We start from the raw sequence: 15,897 nt of genomic DNA on the forward strand, positions 1-15,897 counted from the left end.
TCAAAGGAAACCCATCATGGCCAAGCCTAATCCCATCATTATTACCTGCGCTGTTACCGGCGCGATCCATACGCCCTCCATGTCTCCGTACCTGCCGGTGACACCTGAGCAGATCGGGGATGCCGCACTCGGGGCAGCAGAGGCAGGCGCAGCGATAGTCCACCTGCATGCACGAGATCCAAAAGACGGACGTCCGGTGCAGGATCCTGAGTTGTTCCGGCAGTTCCTGCCACGAATCAAGCGTGAAAGTGACGTAGTCATCAATCTCACCACTGGTGGAGCGCCGACCATGGGTGTTGAGGAGCGGCTGCAACCGGCACTGCAGCTCAAGCCCGAGCTTGCATCTCTCAACATGGGTTCCATGAATTTTGGTTTGTACGAAATGCTCCATCGCTTCAAGGAGTTCCAGCACGATTGGGAGCGCCCTTATCTGGAAGAGAGTGATGATCGGGTCTTTCGTAACACCTTCCGCGACATCGCCTACATCCTGGAGTCGTGCGGGGAAAATCGCACCCGCTTTGAGATCGAGTGCTACGACATCGGCCATCTCTACACGGCAGCGCATTTTCTCGACCGGGGTTTGTTAAAAAAACCAATCTTTATTCAATCGGTCTTTGGCTTGCGAGGTGGCATAGGCGGTCACCCGGAAGATCTCATGCAGATGCGCCGGACCGCTGACCGATTGTTTGGCGATACCTATATCTGGTCGATCCTCGGTGCCGGGCGCAATCAGATCCCCCTTGCAACCATGGGTTTAGCGATGGGCGGGAATGCGCGTGTCGGGCTGGAAGACTCTCTTTGGGACGGTCCCGGCAAACTGGCGGTATCAAATGCCGATCAGGTTCGACGTATTCGCACAGTCGTCGAAGCCTTGGGAGGACGCGTTGCGTCGCCGGACGAGGCTCGCGAAATCCTTGGACTGAAGGGGCGCAACAACGTCGACTTCTGATTGCCTCAGATGACGTAAGGAAAACGAAAGGTCATCTCTTCCCGTAAAACAATAAAAGAGGGAAATATCATGCGTATCGAGATCGTCGCCGATGTGAAAACTACGCTCGGCGAAGGTCCCTTGTGGGACGTCGAGCAACAACGGCTCTACTGGGTCGACAGCTTTGATGGGCGCGTTTTTCGCTCCACTGAAGACGGTCGAGAATTGCGTGCTTGGGACGTCGGCCAGAAAATCGGCTCGATGACGCTGCGCAAGCAGGGTGATCATGCGCTGGTGGCGTTGCAAAATGGCCTGCACGATCTGGATATGTTGACGGGCGATCTTTCGTTGATAATTGATCCTGAGCCCCACCTCCCCCACAACCGGCTCAACGATGGGAAGGTCGACAGGCAGGGGCGTTTCCTGTTCGGCTCGATGGACACTCGAGAAGAATTGGCGACAGGCAAGCTATATCGGCTCGATCCCGATCTTTCAGTCCACGTCATCGACGAAGGAATCATCTGCTCCAACGGCCCATGCTGGAGTCCGAATGGAGACTTGTTGTATTTCACAGACACCTGGACCGGCGAGCAATGGGTCTACGACTACGATATAGCTACCGGCACGGCGAGCAACCGCCGTATCTCTCATCATATTGACACGTCCCAAGGCGGGGCAGCCGACGGCGCCACCGTGGACGTAGAGGGATGCCTATGGCAAGCGCTGGTGTACGCCGGAAAACTGGTTCGCTACACCCCTTGTGGTGATGTCGACCGCATTATCGATATGCCGGTTAAGAAGGTTACTAGCGTGATGTTTGGTGGGCCGAATCTGGATGTATTATTCGTGACCTCAATGGCCCGCCCTCCTCTTCCACGCTTCCCCGCTGATGGTCAATTACGCGGCGCATTGTTCGCGCTCCATGACTTGGGCGTTCGGGGCGTTCCGGAACGACGATTCGGAAGCTAAGACTGCGCTCCAAAATCGTTCGAATATTTCTGGTCTGACAAGGCTCCGTACCGGGGCCTGGTGAATCATCATGCCTACCGAAAAGAAAGCATCGCTGCGTAACATTCACCGCTATTCATGGGTGTCGTTGTTGGTCTGCTGGCTGATCTGGATCCTCAACGCCTATGATCGCGAGATCATTCTGCGTTTGGGGCCCACAATCTCTAAACATTTCGAGCTCTCGCCTGATGACTGGGGCACGATCGCCACAATTATCATGCTTGCACTCGCAGTTTTGGATATTCCCGGTGCGATGTGGAGCGATCGCTACGGTGGCGGCTGGAAGCGAGCCCGATTCCAGGTTCCCCTAGTACTTGGCTACACCGCGATCTCCTTTCTTTCCGGTTTCAAGGCGCTCACCCATAGTCTCACCACATTTGTCGCCCTGCGCGTGGGCGTAAATCTCGGTGCCGGTTGGGGAGAACCGGTAGGGGTGAGCAACACCGCCGAATGGTGGCCAATAGAACGCCGTGGCTTTGCCCTAGGTGCTCACCACACCGGCTACCCTATCGGAGCGCTGCTCAGCGGGATTGTAGCGAGTTTCGTTTTGACAACCTTTGGTGAGGAAAACTGGCGATATGTTTTCTTCGCTGCTTTTTTTGTTGCCGTACCGTTGATGCTGTTCTGGTCACGCTATTCGACATCAGAGCGTATCACCCGTCTTTACGTCGACATGGCTGCAAAAAACATGACGCCGCCGGATGTCTCTTCAAGCGCCCAGGTCATGAAGGGGCAAGCCTGGAAAACTCTCAAAGCTAGCCTGCGCAATCGCAACATCGCGCTCACGGCAGGTAACACCATGCTTACCCAAGTGGTGTACATGGGGGTCAATATCGTGCTGCCGGCATACCTGTACAACATTGCAGGTCTGTCCCTGGCGCAATCAGCTGGCATGAGCGTGGTGTTTACCGTGACCGGCATTATCGGCCAGCTGGTGTGGCCATCATTGTCAGACATGATCGGCCGCAAAGTCACACTGATCATATGTGGCATATGGATGGCGACAAGCGTAGGTGCCTTCTATTTCACCGAGACCATGACCCTCATGATCGTGGTACAGCTGTTGTTTGGATTGGTGGCCAATGCTGTATGGCCGATCTATTACGCCGTGGCTTCAGACTCCGCGCAACCGTCGGCTACATCGACTGCCAACGGCATCATTACCACCGCCATGTTCATCGGCGGTGGCATCGCCCCTATATTGATGGGTTGGTTGATCACAATCGGCGGCGGCTGGACGAACCTTTCCGGCTATATCACCTGCTTTTTGGTAATGGCCGGCTGCGCCTTGACTGGCGCGGCTCTGCAGCTGTTCACGCACTCAAATATCCGAGCGGAAAATTTGGCAGGTGACCGCCTGCCAACCGCGCTCTGAAGTCCACTTTAAAACAATGACAAGACAGAGGCGCCCGGCTCTGCGGGCGCCATATAAGAGGACCCTCAAATGACCTCCCCTGCAAGCACTGCCCGGAGCCAGAAAGAAATCACCGCGTTGCTTTTCCGAAAACTAATGCCGCTATTAGTGATCGGATACGTACTGAGTTTCCTCGACCGTACAAACATCGCTTTAGCGAAACATCAGTTGGAAATTGATCTGGGAATCTCCGCTGCCGCATACGGGCTGGGTGCGGGGCTATTTTTCCTTACCTACGCGCTGTTTGAAGTGCCAAGCAATCTGATCATGCACAAGGTTGGAGCCCGGTTCTGGATAGCGCGTATCATGGTTACCTGGGGTTTGATATCGGCGTCGATGGCCTTCGTGCAAGGCGAAACCTCGTTCTACATACTGCGCGTACTCTTGGGTATTGCCGAGGCGGGATTCTTCCCTGGGGTAATGCTTTATCTAACTTATTGGTTTGGTCGGGAAGAACGTGCAAAAGCGACCGGCTACTTTCTGCTTGGTGTTTGCTTGGCAAACATCGTTGGCGGCCCGCTGGGTGGTCTGCTGATGCAACTTGATGGCGTGTGGGGCTGGCACGGGTGGCAATGGATGTTCGTGCTCGAGGGCCTCCCGGCGGCTCTTTTTGCAATTGTCGTGTGGAAAAAACTGCCTGATCGGCCGAACAAGGCACCCTGGCTGAGCATCGCCGAAGCCCAAGCGCTAGAGGAGAGACTCGCACGTGAACGAGAGGAAGGTGGAAAAGGTGAGCACTCGATCCGTCAGTGGCTACAGCCACAGATATTGCTGGCGATATTCGTGTACTTTTGTCACCAGATCACCGTGTACACCGTGATCTTTTTCCTCCCTGGAATCATTCGAACCTATGGCGATCTTTCGATCCTCACCATTGGACTGCTCACTGCTTTGCCATGGATTGCAGCCGCAATCGGAGCAGCGTCCTTGCCACGTTTTGCAGATACACCTGCACGCAGTCGAGCGTTACTTGTAGGTGGTTATGTCGTTATGTCTGCAGGCTTGGTGATCGCGGCGTTTAGCGGGCCAGTCGCAGCACTTCTAGGCTTCTGCCTAGCTGCATCGATGTTCTTCCTTGTGCAATCGATTATCTTCATCTACCCATCGTCACGCCTAAAAGGCGCTGCATTGGCAGGCGGATTAGCGTTCGTCAATTCGTGTGGCTTGTTAGGAGGCTTCGTAGGACCATCGGTAATGGGGTGGATCGAGCAAAGTACTGGACGCTCGACCAACGGACTGCTTCTCATGGCCATCTTGTTACTTGTTGCGGCTCTCGCTTCTCTTGCCTTACGTCAAGGGCAGGAAACCAAAGATTGTGCTGCCCAGCGAGAGCCAACTCGTAAAACAATTTGACATCTACATGAGGCTCGCCGGCGCAGTTGCGGCGAGCTGCAACCAAATAATCAGGGTATATCTGGACCACACAATTCCACTTAGGAGACTTGTATGAAATATTGCCTTCAAAGCCACCGTGTCAATGCCCACTCCGAGAGCTGGATTGCGCCCAGTGCGAGCGTAATCGGTAACGTCAAGCTTGATGAGGGTAGTAGCGTGTGGTTCGGTGCTGTGATTCGTGGAGACAATGAACTGATCCATATTGGCAAAGATTGCAATGTTCAAGACGGAGCAGTGCTTCATACAGACTTGGGTAGCCCCCTTAGCCTCGGTACCGGCGTAACGGTTGGACACCAAGCGATGCTTCATGGCTGCGAGGTTGGGGATTTCAGTTTGATCGGAATCCAGGCCGTGGTACTCAATGGCGCCAAAATCGGCAAGCATTGCATCATCGGTGCGAATGCACTGGTTACGGAGGGAAAAATTATTCCTGATGGTTCAGTGGTAATGGGTTCTCCTGCACGGATCGTGCGTCAGGCGACCGATGCACAATGTCGAGAGATTGAAGCCAACGCGTTCCACTACCGTGACAATGCCAGGCGATACCAGCAGAGCCTCCTCGAGCAACTTGAGTAAATCTTTGAGCATCGTGATATTCATTTCCGCAGACACTGCTTTGCCTATCAGTCAAAGGCGGTGTGCCTGAAAGGAGTTTTTGGAAAGCTGTCTAGTCGCTAGTCTAAGTGAACTATATTTATCAATGCCTATTATTCGGAAGTCAGTGAAAAATAAGGCCGGGCTGAGCATCGAGAAGGCTGCCGAATGGCAGCCTTTTTTATTGCCTGGCAGAAGCAAAAGCGGGAGGCTTATACAGCTCCCGGCATTGTCCCTCCCTGTCCATCAAGATAGCGTTTCAGGGCACTTGAGACCGCTCATGCACAGGTGGATGGTGAAGCCGATTCGCCAGACACCGCGTCGCTTGCTTCGCGGGCACGCCCGCTCCCACAGGGCATTGCGTATTGCCAAAGCCTGGCTAATCCTGCAATGCAATCATCGCTGGCAAAACCAGCTCCTGCAGGTATCACAAAAGCCTTCCGCAAACGGGGATACCCCCGTGGGAGCGGGCGTGCCCGCGAACACCGGCGAAGCCGGTGCCAGACACCGCGTCACTTGCTTCGCGGGCACGCCCGCTCCCACAGGGTATTGCGTATTGCCAAAGCCTGGCTAATCCTGCAATACAATCATCGATGGCAAGACCAGCTCCTGCAGGTATCACGAAAGTCTTCAGCAAACGGGGATCCTGTGGGAGCGGAGAGCCATGCTCAAAAAAGCCAAAGTGAAGAGACCTCGCCCACGCCGACAGGAGGGGTACGGCACACTCAGTTGCATGTGCCGGGACTGGACTTGCCAGTCTAAGTGGTCGTGAGCGAGGACGACTTCAGTATAGGGTTGATCGCAGAACATGCACCCCTTTGCAAACCTCGCCGAAGCGAGTTCCCCAGTCAAACGTCAACATTGCACAGCTATGCCCGCCTCCCCAATCAGCTAAGTAACGCGACGTTTTCATCGATACGGCGCTGCACCGTTTGCAAAGTGTCTTGAGTGATCAACCGCGCAAAGCTCAGCTGCGCTCGTTCTGTAAACTGGCGGGCGACTGCGCAAATACGGTCGATAAGCTGACTCGCCGCCACCTCCGGAATGTCCGCCTCGCGTGCCAAGGCAAGCATCTCCTGGCGCCCGATATCCAAAGCTTCCCCCATCACATCCATCTGGTGATACCCACCCGGGCCTTCACAGAACGTGACGTCGTAGGCAGGTGCCAGTGTCCACTCTCCGGTACGCGACATGAGGTAAGCGAAGTTCTTCGGGTGGTCGTCGCGATTGTTGAATGCCACGTTGAACACGGCACGCTCGAAGGCTCGCGCCTTCTCCCGCAAATCATTGGTACACATGTGGGTGGCACGCAAAAAATTGACATAATCCAGCGCGCCAGGCGACCTGAAATCCGCGCCGGTGAATGCGGCAAGGCTTTGCATCGGCACACGCAGGTCACCCTGGCGGTCGAAGCGTCTACTGGCAAAGGCCGCCTGCCCATTGGGCAAGCTGAAATGCTGGGTGTCCGGGGTCGCAATGCCACACAAGCGCAAGCATTCGGCGTACACCATTTCTATCGCGCAGACTTCCGGATGCTCTTCCTTGGCGGGAAACTTGATTAGCCAGGCTTCCAGACCTGGCTTGGCAACGGTGGTGAATGAGCCGCTCAACGGATCGCGATAGACCAGAGCCTTGGGCCTTGCACCTTGGGGAGAGCCACCCACCAGAAGCAGCCGCTGCAGAAATTCTCCCCCCTCCCCTTTAAGTACTTCATGAACTTCGGCCGCCAGCATCTCAAGGGGGATGTGTTGCGGTGGCTCGAACCCTTCAGTTGCGACCGGTTCGAACGACATGGCTCCCATGGCGCTGTCACCGATGTACGCCAACCGCTCCAGCGGACCAACGCGCGCGGCATTAAGGCCCCGGCGCTTGAACAAACGGTCCATCAATAACATGCCCCAGCCGTCCGGCAGCGCATCATAGACAGGGCTTGGAAGAAAAGACTGATGAGCAGCGAATCCTTTGCGCAGGTTTTCGCCCCGCAAAGGCAAGGTGTACGAGGACAGCTCAAACCCGCGCCCCCTGGCTTCATTGCTGTATTCGAAGACGATTTGCGGGCGACTGCCGACCACACTAGTGGAGGCAAGCGTACCCCACAGCCAGCGCTCTCCCCAGCCTTCGTAGTAGACGCGCACCTGCTCAGGCATCGCCCTGCCTCATCTTTATGCGTTGACGCTTGGCGCCTTCTTCATATCGGCGCAAGTCTTCCAGGCTGTCCAGCTTGGGCTGAAACAGGCCCTCCAGTTCACTGGCACGCCCGAGCACCATCGCAATCCGCACAAGGTTCTCGAAGCTGACGTTTCGTCCAGCCTCAAGACTCGAAACAGTACTGATGGCGACACCGGCTCGCCCCGCCACCTCTGCTTGCGTCAGCTGTTGAGACAAACGCTCGCTGCGCAAGCGCTCACACAGTCGTTTGACGACCTCAACGGGTTTGCTAAAGCTTAAATCCAGCATGGCAAATGCTACCCCCAGGCGCGAAGCGGTAGGGGAATTATAGGCTCACCCACAATCAACAGCACACGTAATTCCTGTAAAACATGTTTTAACGTCAAAAAATCGAGTTAATAACTGAAATACCGAAATTATTTAGCACCTGACACGAGTTCGTTGATGGATTGCATCAGGCTTCAGGCGTTGCTAAGGCCGACTCGGCTTCAAGCAGGTTGTGCAACGTATTGAGGAACAGGTCAAAGCTGATGATGCCGGTCGATACGGTCGACAGCACGGTCTGACCGTTTTCGTCCTTGATCACCACAAGTTCGGTCCACTGGCTGAGGTCAACATTGCGCAGGCTGCTCAACGCGACCTTGCGGCCATCCACGTCGAGCGCTTCACGAGTGATGGTCAGCGGTTTGGTGGTGACATTGAAGAAGTCGCCGCTCATGCGCTTGCCCCAAACCTGGGACGTTTCGAGGTAGTTGAACTGCACCGCCCCGCCGCTTTGCAGGGTGGCGAATACTGCTGGCAGGCGTTCGTTCAGGTACAGCTCGCGTACCTGCTCAAGAAACACATAAAGCTTTTGCAGGTGTGGATTGACCCGGCGAAACGGCTCACTGGCGTTACGGCGATAAGCGAGGTTGTTGATCAGGCCGGCAATGGCAGTCTGCCCAGAAGCGAACAGGTAGAAGTCGCCCATCTCGCTGAAGGGCACGTAATCGCGCTGGTTGCCTATGATCTGGCAGATGCCTTTCTCATAAACCTCATAACGGGCAGCGCGCAGTTTCTTCTGCCACAGCGCCAGGGCGAACATCACCCCACCGAGCACCGCCAGCAAGGCGATGGTGGAATAGAACAGGCTTTGCGGGCCGTTGAAGTTCTGGCCGCTGGTAGCACTCAGGTAGCCGACGAAAGCGGCCAGGCCCAGGAAGACACTGCCCAGGATAAGCATGCAGACGATCAGCGCCTTGCCATAACCATAACTGCCGAGCAGCTTGCCGGCGGACGTGACTGGGGTGGGTTGCATGGTGAAGCCTCCTTGCTTGGGGAAATGGACGTCATGTCATTGTTGGTGCTCAGACACCAGTTGTAGCGCGTGGTTCAGTGCCAACGCGCTTCAGGCTAGTGCTTTAGCCCAAGCTCTGACGACAGGGGTGGGGGACGTGCTGGCCGTCAAAAAAGCCCGTGAAACCAAGCGCCGGCCGCGCGGTGCTCGATCTCACAGGCCTTGAACCTGCCGCCGCTTACTCCGGCAGGGCAAACGCCATCACATAGTCCCCTTGCCGGGTACCCAACGAGCCATGCCCGCCGGCCATCACCAGCACGTACTGGCGACCATCCTTGCCGGTGTAGGTCATCGGCGTGGTCTGGGCACCGGCCGGCAGGCGCCCTTCCCAAAGCACCTTGCCATCGCGCACGTCATAAGCACGCAGGTACTGGTCGAGGGTGCCGCTGAGGAACGCCAGGCCGCTGGCGGTGGTGAAGCTTCCACCCAGGCTCGGCACGCCCATGGTCAGCGGGATCGGAATGGGCGAGCTGTCACGTACGGTGCCGTTCTTGTGCTTCCAGATCACCTTGTGGGTGGTCAGGTCCACTGCGGCCACATAGCCCCAGGCCGGTGCCTGGCAAGGCAGCCCCAGCGGCGACAGGAAAGCGCCCATGATCACGCCATAAGGCGCCCCCTTGTTGGCCTGGATGCCCTCGGTTTCACTCTTGCGCGCCGGCTGCCCGGCGATTTTCGAGGCTGGCACCAACTGCGACTTGAAGGCCATGTAGCTGGGGTTGACGAAGGCGATCTGGCGCTCCGGGTCGACCGAAATGCCACCCCAGTCGAACACCCCGAAGTTGCCGGGGTAGACCAGCGAGCCCTGCAGCGATGGCGGGGTGTAGATGCCGTCATAGCGCAGCGAACGGAAGTCGATGCGGCACAGCATCTGGTCGAACGGCGTTACGCCCCACATGTCTCGCTCACGCAGGGTGGGCGGCATGAAATTGAGCTCGGACATCGGCTGGGTCGGTGCGGTGTGATCACCTTCCACGGCGCCTTGCGGTACCGGGGTTTCGTGGATGGGCACCAGCGGCTGACCGTTGCTGCGGTCCAGCACGTAGATGCTGCCCTGCTTGGTCGATGCCATTACCGCAGGCTTGATGCCTTCGGCGGTCTTGATGTCGACCAGGCTCGGCTGGCCACCGACATCCATGTCCCACAAGTCGTGATGGGTGAACTGGTAGTTCCAGCGCACCTTGCCAGTGGCGATGTCCAGGGCCACCAGGCCGGCACTGAATTTCTCCGCCTCTGGCGTGCGGTTGCCGCCCCACTGGTCGGGCATCTGGTTGCCCATGGGCAGGTACAGCAGGCCGAGCTTCTCATCGGCGCTGATCACCGACCACACGTTTGGAGAGTTGCGGGTGTAGAACTGGCCGTCACTGATCGGCGCGGTGGCGTCGGGGTTGCCGCTGTCCCAGTTCCACACCAGCTGGCCGGTGATCGCATCATAGGCGCGGACGACGCCGGACGGCTCGTCGGTGGAAACGTTGTCGGTGACATGACCGCCAAGTATCACCAGGCCGCCGGCCACGGTGGGTGGCGAAGTGGAGTAATAGCCACCAGGGGCGAAGCTGCCGATGTTGCGGGTAAGGTCGATCTGGCCGTTGTCGCCAAAGCCGGCGCACTGTTGGCCGGTATCGGCATCCAGCGCGATCAGGCGGGTGTCGGCGGTGGGTACATAGATGCGCTTGGCGCAGGCCTGCCCTTGCACGGGGCTCGCTTGCGAGCTGGCCGTGTCGAAATAGGCCACGCCGCGGCAGGTCATGTGTGCCCAGCCTTTGAAGTTGGCCGCATTCTGCGTGCTGAGCTTGGGATCGAAACGCCAGATCTCCTTGCCGCTGTCGGGGTCCAGGGCAATCACCTGGCTATGCGGGGTGCATACGTAGAGCTTGCCGTTGACTTTCAGCGGGGTGTTTTCCGCCGTGGTCTCGCCCGGGTCGTTTGGCCCGGGGATATCACCGGTGCGGTAGGTCCAGGCCAGCTTGAGCTTGCCCACATTCTGCGGGGTGATCTGCTTGAGTGGCGAGTAACGGTCGCCAAACTCGGTACGCCCGTAGGACTGCCAGTCACCGTCAGGCATTGCCGGTGCCGTGCTGGTGGTGCCTGCCGTGTCACGGTCCAGGCGGCCGACCACGGTGTCGGGCTGGGTGAACTGGCTGGCCAGCGCCATCAGGCCCGCGGCCGCCACGCCCACACTCAATACCCCTGTACCGAGGGGATAAGGCTGGCCCTGCGTCAATGGCCTGCGTAGCCAAGGCAATAACAACATCAGGCCAAGGACGAACCAGAGGGCCAGCCGGGGGACCAGTTGCCACCAGTCCAGGCCCACCTCGACCAACGACCAGAGCGAACTCAGCAACAGCACGACGCCATAAACGCTCAATGCCTCACGTCGGCCAGCCAGCAACAAGGCTGCGGTAATCGCCAAGCCAATGCCGGCCAGCAGGTAATACAGCGAACCGCCAAGGGTTGCCAGTTTGATGCCGCCGGCCAGCAAGGCAAGGCCCATCAGCAAAAAAACCACGCCTAGCAATCTGGGCAGCAAGCGTGAGGGGTGTGAAGCACGGGTGGTGCTCATCGGTGAAATCTCCGTTTACATGGGACTGAATCAGTAAGACATCCAGCAACGAAGAATAGTGTTACTAAATGATTCTGCGACAAACTGACGAACTCGAGGGAGAGCGTTGCGACAAATGCAACAATTCGCATGTGGTCATAGTATGACTAACGCTCATTGCGAACCCCGAGCTAGAGCCTGCGCTTGATCCCTCCTCGCCGAAAGTAGCTGATTTCCGGCTACCAACGCCGTTGACAGCTGGTTTTTCACTTGCTAAAAAAGCCGAAGTTGTACGACAACACATAACAAAAACAACATCAGCGGAAGCAACCCATGTCGAAAATCTGCCAGACCACCCTCCCCTGTGCGCTGCTTGGCGCCAGCCTGCTCAGCTGCCTGCCGGGCACCAGCCTTGCCCAAGGTTTCATCGAAGACAGCAAAGCCGTGCTGGGCCTGCGCAACTTCTATATCAACCGCAACCTCACCAACCCTGCCAACCCGCAAGGCAAAGCCGAAGAATGGACCCAGAGCGTGATCCTCGATGCCCGTTCCGGTTTCACCGAGGGCCCGGTGGGTTTTGGCGTAGACGTGCTGGGGCTGTGGTCGGTGAAGCTCGATGGCGGGGGCGGCACCTATGGCACCGGGCTGCTGCCACGCCACGACGATGGGCGGCCGGCGGATGACTTTGGCCGGCTTGCCGTGGCGGGCAAGGCGCGCATTTCGAAAACCGAGCTGAAAATCGGCGAATGGATGCCGGTACTGCCAATTCTGCGCGCGGACGACGGTCGCTCACTGCCGCAAACATTGCGTGGCGGGCAGGTCACGTCCAACGAGTTTGCCGGGCTGACCTTGTACGGCGGCCAGTTCCGCGCCAACAGCCCGCGCAACGACGCCAGCATGGAGGACATGAGCTACGGCGGCGCGGTGTCGGACCGCTTCAACTTCGTCGGGGGCGAGTACAGGTTCAACCAGGAGCGCACCCTGGTGGGGCTGTGGAATGCGGTGCTCAAGGACGTGTACCAGCAGCAATACCTGCAGCTGAGCCACAGCCAGCCGCTCGGCGACTGGACCCTGGGCGCCAACCTGGGCTATTTCCAGGGCGATGACGACGGTTCCAGGCGCGCTGGCGAGCTGGACAACAAGACGTACTCGGGGATGTTCTCCGCCAAATACGGCGGCAGCACCTTCTGGGTCGGGCTGCAGAAGGTCGATGGCGATACCTGGATGCGGGTCAATGGCACCAGTGGCGGAACCCTGGCCAATGACAGCTACAACGCCAGCTTCGACAACGCCAACGAACGCTCATGGCAGGTGCGCCATGACTTCAACTTCGTCACCGTCGGCGTGCCGGGGCTGACCTTGATGAACCGCTACATCAGCGGCCGCGACGTGCACAGCGGGGTGGTGACGGATGGCAAGGAATGGGTCCGTGAGACTGAACTGGCATATGTGATACAGAGCGGAGCGTTCAAGGATTTGAGTGTGAAATGGCGCAATTCGTCGATTCGGCGGGACTACAGCAATAACGAGTTCGATGAGAACCGGTTGATTTTCAACTACCCGTTGTCGTTGCTGTAAGGCTTTACGCCGCTCATTTCGCGACACGAGGCCGCTCCTACAGGGCACGCGCATAACACCAGACTGACATTGCGTTGTCATTGACAACACTGAATCGCACCGCCAATAATCACAAAAGTCATACGACAACCTACAACAATTAACAATAAGAGCCGGTCATGACCACTACCCCCCTCAAACGCCTGCTGCTCACCGGAGCCGCAGGCGGCCTGGGCAAGGTCCTTCGCGAACGCCTGCAAGGCTGCGCCGAGGTCCTGCGCCTTTCCGACATCAACCCCATGGCCCCAGCCGCTGGCCCACACGAAGAAGTGGTGACATGCGACCTGGCCGACAAGGCAGCCGTGCATGCCCTGGTCGAAGGCGTCGATGCCATCGTGCACTTCGGCGGGGTGTCTACCGAGCATTCGTTCGAAGAGATTCTCGGCCCCAATATCTGCGGCGTGTTCCATGTCTACGAGGCGGCACGCAAGCATGGGGTGCAACGGGTGGTCTTCGCCAGTTCCAACCATACCATCGGCTTCTACCGCCAGAACGAGCGCATCGACGCGCATGCCCCGCGCCGCCCCGACAGCTACTACGGGCTGTCCAAGTGCTATGGCGAAGATGTCGCCAGCTTCTATTTCGATCGTTACGGCATCGAAACCGTCAGCATCCGCATCGGCTCTTCGTTCCCCCGGCCACAGAACCCGCGCATGCTCTGCACGTGGTTAAGTTACGACGATCTGGTGCAGTTGATTGAGCGCGGCCTGTTCACGCCGAACGTCGGCCACACCATTGTCTACGGTGCCTCGGCCAACCGCACCGTATGGTGGGACAACCGCCATGCCGCACACCTGGGCTACGTGCCCAAGGACAGCTCGGAGCCCTTCCGCGCAGCGGTGGAAGCCGAGCCGGCGCCTGCCGCCGATGACCCGAGCATGGTCTATCAGGGCGGCGCATTTGCCGTGGCCGGACCGTTCAACTGACCGCACGCGCCAGGAGGCACGGCCATGCACTGTGAACTGATCGTCGACGCCCGCAACGGCACCGGGGAAAGCCCCGTGTGGCACCCTGGCGAGCAGGCCTTGTACTGGGTCGACATACCCGCGCGCCAGTTGCACTGCTGGCGGCCGGTGGATAATACGCACCAGGTCTGGCAGGGCGACCAGATGCTGGCCTGTATCGCCCGCAGTGGCGACGGGTGGGTGGCCGGCATGGAAAGCGGCATCTTCCAGATTCAAACCAAGGCCGACGGCAGCCTGGCCAGCCGTGTGCTCAGCGGGGTGGCGCATGCGCAGCCGGGCATGCGCTTCAACGATGGCCGCTGCGACCGCCAAGGGCGTTTCTGGGCCGGCAGCATGCTGCTGGACATGCAGCAAGGCGCCCACGTAGGGGCACTGTACCGGCATGACCGCGAGGGCCATTTGCACCTGCAGCAAGCGGGCATGATCGTGCCCAACGGCCTGGCTTTCAGCCCAGACGGCACGCGCATGTACCTGTCCGATTCGCACCCCAGCGTGCAGAAGGTCTGGGCCTTCGACTACGACACCGACACGGGCACACCCCATAACCCGCGGCTGTTCGTGGACATGCGCAATTACCCCGGCCGCCCCGACGGTGCCGCCATCGACCAGGACGGCTGCTATTGGATATGCGGCAATGACGCCGGGCAGATCCACCGTTTCACCCCTGACGGGCGCCTGGACCGCTCGCTCAGCGTACCGGTGAAGAAGCCGGCGATGTGCGCCTTCGGTGGCGCCAACCTCGACACCCTGTACGTCACCTCGATCCGCCCGGCGGGGCTCGACCTTGGCGACCAGCCGCTGGCCGGCGGGGTATTTGCCCTCAACCCAGGCACCAAGGGCCTGGAGGAGCCAGCCTGGCGGGGCTGAGCCCCGCGACGCGCACCACACCCTTTGCACGCCCGAAACCAGATAATAAAAACCACGGAGTTTCATCATGACGTTCAAACGCAAGCTGCTTCTTGCCGTACTCCCCTTCGCCTGCAGCGTGGCCATGCCCGTTTCGGCGCTGGACATCAAGTTCGCGGAAATTCACCCCGCCGGCTACCCCACGGTGGTGGCCGAGCAGAACATGGGCAAGAAACTGGAACAGGCCAGCAATGGCGACATCACCTTCAAGATGTTTGCCGGCGGTGTGCTGGGCTCGGAGAAGGAAGTGATCGAACAGGCGCAGATCGGCGCCGTGCAGATGACCCGCGTCAGCCTGGGGATCGTCGGCCCGGTGGTGCCGGATGTGAACGTGTTCAACATGCCGTTCGTGTTCCGCGACCACGACCACATGCGCAAGGTCATCGATGGCGAGATCGGCCAGGAAATCCTCGACAAGATCACCAACTCCGACTTCAACCTGGTGGCCCTGGCCTGGATGGATGGCGGCTCGCGCAGCCTCTACACGAAAAAGCCGGTGCGCAGCCTGGAAGACCTGAAGGGCATGAAGATTCGCGTGCAGGGCAACCCGCTGTTCATCGACATGATGAACGCCATGGGTGGCAACGGCATCGCCATGGACACCGGGGAAATCTTCAGCGCGCTGCAGACCGGGGTAATCGACGGCGCCGAGAACAACCCGCCGACCCTGCTCGAACACAACCACTACCAGAGTGCCAAATACTTCACCCTGACCGGCCACCTGATCCTGCCCGAGCCGGTGGTGATGTCCAAGACCACCTGGAACAAGCTCACCCCCGAACAGCAAGCGCTGGTGAAAAAGGTAGCGCGTGAGGCGCAGATGGAAGAGCGGGTGCTGTGGGATGCGAAAACGGCCAGCAGCGAAGAGAAGCTCAAGGCCGCCGGTGTCGAGTTCATCACCGTCGACAAGAAACCCTTCTACGACGCGACCGCACCGGTGCGGGAAAAATACGGCGCGCAATACGCCGACCTGATGAAACGTATCGACGCGGTGCAGTAAGCGCGACCTTTCCTACCGACCTCGGC

Annotated in this window: 13 protein-coding genes; 9 read left to right on the top strand and 4 right to left on the bottom strand. The window is 58.6% G+C overall.

Annotated features, from left to right (window positions below):
• Nucleotides 1-16 precede the first annotated feature (16 nt).
• From QME24_RS19500 to QME24_RS19520, 5 genes are all read left to right on the top strand, one after another.
• A complete protein-coding gene (locus QME24_RS19500) occupies nucleotides 17-949 on the top strand; it encodes a 3-keto-5-aminohexanoate cleavage protein (RefSeq protein WP_281690966.1) in 933 nt (310 codons plus the stop codon).
• A gap of 69 nt (nucleotides 950-1,018) precedes the next feature.
• The gene (locus QME24_RS19505) at nucleotides 1,019-1,897 is read left to right on the top strand and encodes an SMP-30/gluconolactonase/LRE family protein (protein ID WP_182337207.1); all 879 of its coding nucleotides are present in this window, start codon (nucleotides 1,019-1,021) and stop codon (nucleotides 1,895-1,897) included.
• 70 nt (nucleotides 1,898-1,967) lie between these two features.
• Nucleotides 1,968-3,311, top strand: coding sequence for an MFS transporter (locus tag QME24_RS19510; RefSeq protein ID WP_029885554.1), 1,344 nt, complete (start codon nucleotides 1,968-1,970; stop codon nucleotides 3,309-3,311).
• Between the two features lie 69 nt (nucleotides 3,312-3,380).
• Nucleotides 3,381-4,703, top strand: a complete 1,323-nt coding sequence (locus tag QME24_RS19515; RefSeq protein WP_050492184.1) for an MFS transporter — start codon at nucleotides 3,381-3,383, stop codon at nucleotides 4,701-4,703.
• Between the two features lie 93 nt (nucleotides 4,704-4,796).
• Nucleotides 4,797-5,321 (top strand): gamma carbonic anhydrase family protein, encoded by a 525-nt coding sequence (locus QME24_RS19520; RefSeq protein WP_232893041.1) that lies wholly within the window; start codon nucleotides 4,797-4,799, stop codon nucleotides 5,319-5,321.
• 905 nt (nucleotides 5,322-6,226) lie between these two features.
• Here QME24_RS19520 and QME24_RS19525 read toward each other — a convergent pair.
• The 4 genes from QME24_RS19525 to QME24_RS19540 form a co-directional block, all read right to left on the bottom strand.
• Entirely contained in the window at nucleotides 6,227-7,486 is a 1,260-nt protein-coding gene (locus tag QME24_RS19525; protein ID WP_280091667.1) for a type II toxin-antitoxin system HipA family toxin, read from the bottom strand.
• Nucleotides 7,479-7,796: a helix-turn-helix transcriptional regulator gene (locus tag QME24_RS19530; protein WP_029885558.1), complete on the bottom strand. Its 318-nt coding sequence runs from the start codon at nucleotides 7,794-7,796 to the stop codon at nucleotides 7,479-7,481. The genes QME24_RS19525 and QME24_RS19530 overlap by 8 nt, the downstream gene beginning before the upstream one ends.
• A 166-nt stretch (nucleotides 7,797-7,962) precedes the next feature.
• Nucleotides 7,963-8,805: a hypothetical protein gene (locus tag QME24_RS19535; RefSeq protein ID WP_009682572.1), complete on the bottom strand. Its 843-nt coding sequence runs from the start codon at nucleotides 8,803-8,805 to the stop codon at nucleotides 7,963-7,965.
• 217 nt (nucleotides 8,806-9,022) lie between these two features.
• A complete protein-coding gene (locus QME24_RS19540) occupies nucleotides 9,023-11,404 on the bottom strand; it encodes a glucose/quinate/shikimate family membrane-bound PQQ-dependent dehydrogenase (protein WP_054905979.1) in 2,382 nt (793 codons plus the stop codon).
• Nucleotides 11,405-11,716: 312 nt separating this feature from the next.
• Between QME24_RS19540 and QME24_RS19545 the strand changes: the two genes are divergently transcribed.
• From QME24_RS19545 to QME24_RS19560, 4 genes are all read left to right on the top strand, one after another.
• The gene (locus QME24_RS19545) at nucleotides 11,717-12,961 is read left to right on the top strand and encodes an OprD family porin (RefSeq protein ID WP_280091666.1); all 1,245 of its coding nucleotides are present in this window, start codon (nucleotides 11,717-11,719) and stop codon (nucleotides 12,959-12,961) included.
• 158 nt (nucleotides 12,962-13,119) lie between these two features.
• Nucleotides 13,120-13,926 carry an NAD(P)-dependent oxidoreductase gene (locus tag QME24_RS19550; RefSeq protein WP_009682575.1) on the top strand — a complete coding sequence of 269 codons (807 nt, stop codon included), beginning with the start codon at nucleotides 13,120-13,122 and terminating at the stop codon, nucleotides 13,924-13,926.
• Between the two features lie 24 nt (nucleotides 13,927-13,950).
• Nucleotides 13,951-14,832, top strand: a complete 882-nt coding sequence (locus tag QME24_RS19555) for an SMP-30/gluconolactonase/LRE family protein (RefSeq protein ID WP_054905981.1) — start codon at nucleotides 13,951-13,953, stop codon at nucleotides 14,830-14,832.
• Between the two features lie 67 nt (nucleotides 14,833-14,899).
• Nucleotides 14,900-15,871 (top strand): TRAP transporter substrate-binding protein, encoded by a 972-nt coding sequence (locus QME24_RS19560; RefSeq protein ID WP_029885563.1) that lies wholly within the window; start codon nucleotides 14,900-14,902, stop codon nucleotides 15,869-15,871.
• Nucleotides 15,872-15,897: the final 26 nt, after the last annotated feature.

The sequence above is a fragment of the Pseudomonas sp. PARCl1 genome, from assembly GCF_947311875.1.
In the GTDB taxonomy this organism is placed as follows: Bacteria; Pseudomonadota; Gammaproteobacteria; order Pseudomonadales; family Pseudomonadaceae; genus Aquipseudomonas; species Aquipseudomonas juntendi.

Bases quoted from the DNA above. Each gene is read 5' to 3' on its own strand.
- QME24_RS19500 (WP_281690966.1), top strand. From the start codon at position 17: ATGGCCAAGCCTAATCCCATCATTATTACCTGCGCTGTTACCGGCGCG.
- QME24_RS19505 (WP_182337207.1), top strand. From the start codon at position 1,019: ATGCGTATCGAGATCGTCGCCGATGTGAAAACTACGCTCGGCGAAGGT.
- QME24_RS19510 (WP_029885554.1), top strand. From the start codon at position 1,968: ATGCCTACCGAAAAGAAAGCATCGCTGCGTAACATTCACCGCTATTCA.
- QME24_RS19515 (WP_050492184.1), top strand. From the start codon at position 3,381: ATGACCTCCCCTGCAAGCACTGCCCGGAGCCAGAAAGAAATCACCGCG.
- QME24_RS19520 (WP_232893041.1), top strand. From the start codon at position 4,797: ATGAAATATTGCCTTCAAAGCCACCGTGTCAATGCCCACTCCGAGAGC.
- QME24_RS19525 (WP_280091667.1), bottom strand. From the start codon at position 7,486: ATGCCTGAGCAGGTGCGCGTCTACTACGAAGGCTGGGGAGAGCGCTGG.
- QME24_RS19530 (WP_029885558.1), bottom strand. From the start codon at position 7,796: ATGCTGGATTTAAGCTTTAGCAAACCCGTTGAGGTCGTCAAACGACTG.
- QME24_RS19535 (WP_009682572.1), bottom strand. From the start codon at position 8,805: ATGCAACCCACCCCAGTCACGTCCGCCGGCAAGCTGCTCGGCAGTTAT.
- QME24_RS19540 (WP_054905979.1), bottom strand. From the start codon at position 11,404: ATGAGCACCACCCGTGCTTCACACCCCTCACGCTTGCTGCCCAGATTG.
- QME24_RS19545 (WP_280091666.1), top strand. From the start codon at position 11,717: ATGTCGAAAATCTGCCAGACCACCCTCCCCTGTGCGCTGCTTGGCGCC.
- QME24_RS19550 (WP_009682575.1), top strand. From the start codon at position 13,120: ATGACCACTACCCCCCTCAAACGCCTGCTGCTCACCGGAGCCGCAGGC.
- QME24_RS19555 (WP_054905981.1), top strand. From the start codon at position 13,951: ATGCACTGTGAACTGATCGTCGACGCCCGCAACGGCACCGGGGAAAGC.
- QME24_RS19560 (WP_029885563.1), top strand. From the start codon at position 14,900: ATGACGTTCAAACGCAAGCTGCTTCTTGCCGTACTCCCCTTCGCCTGC.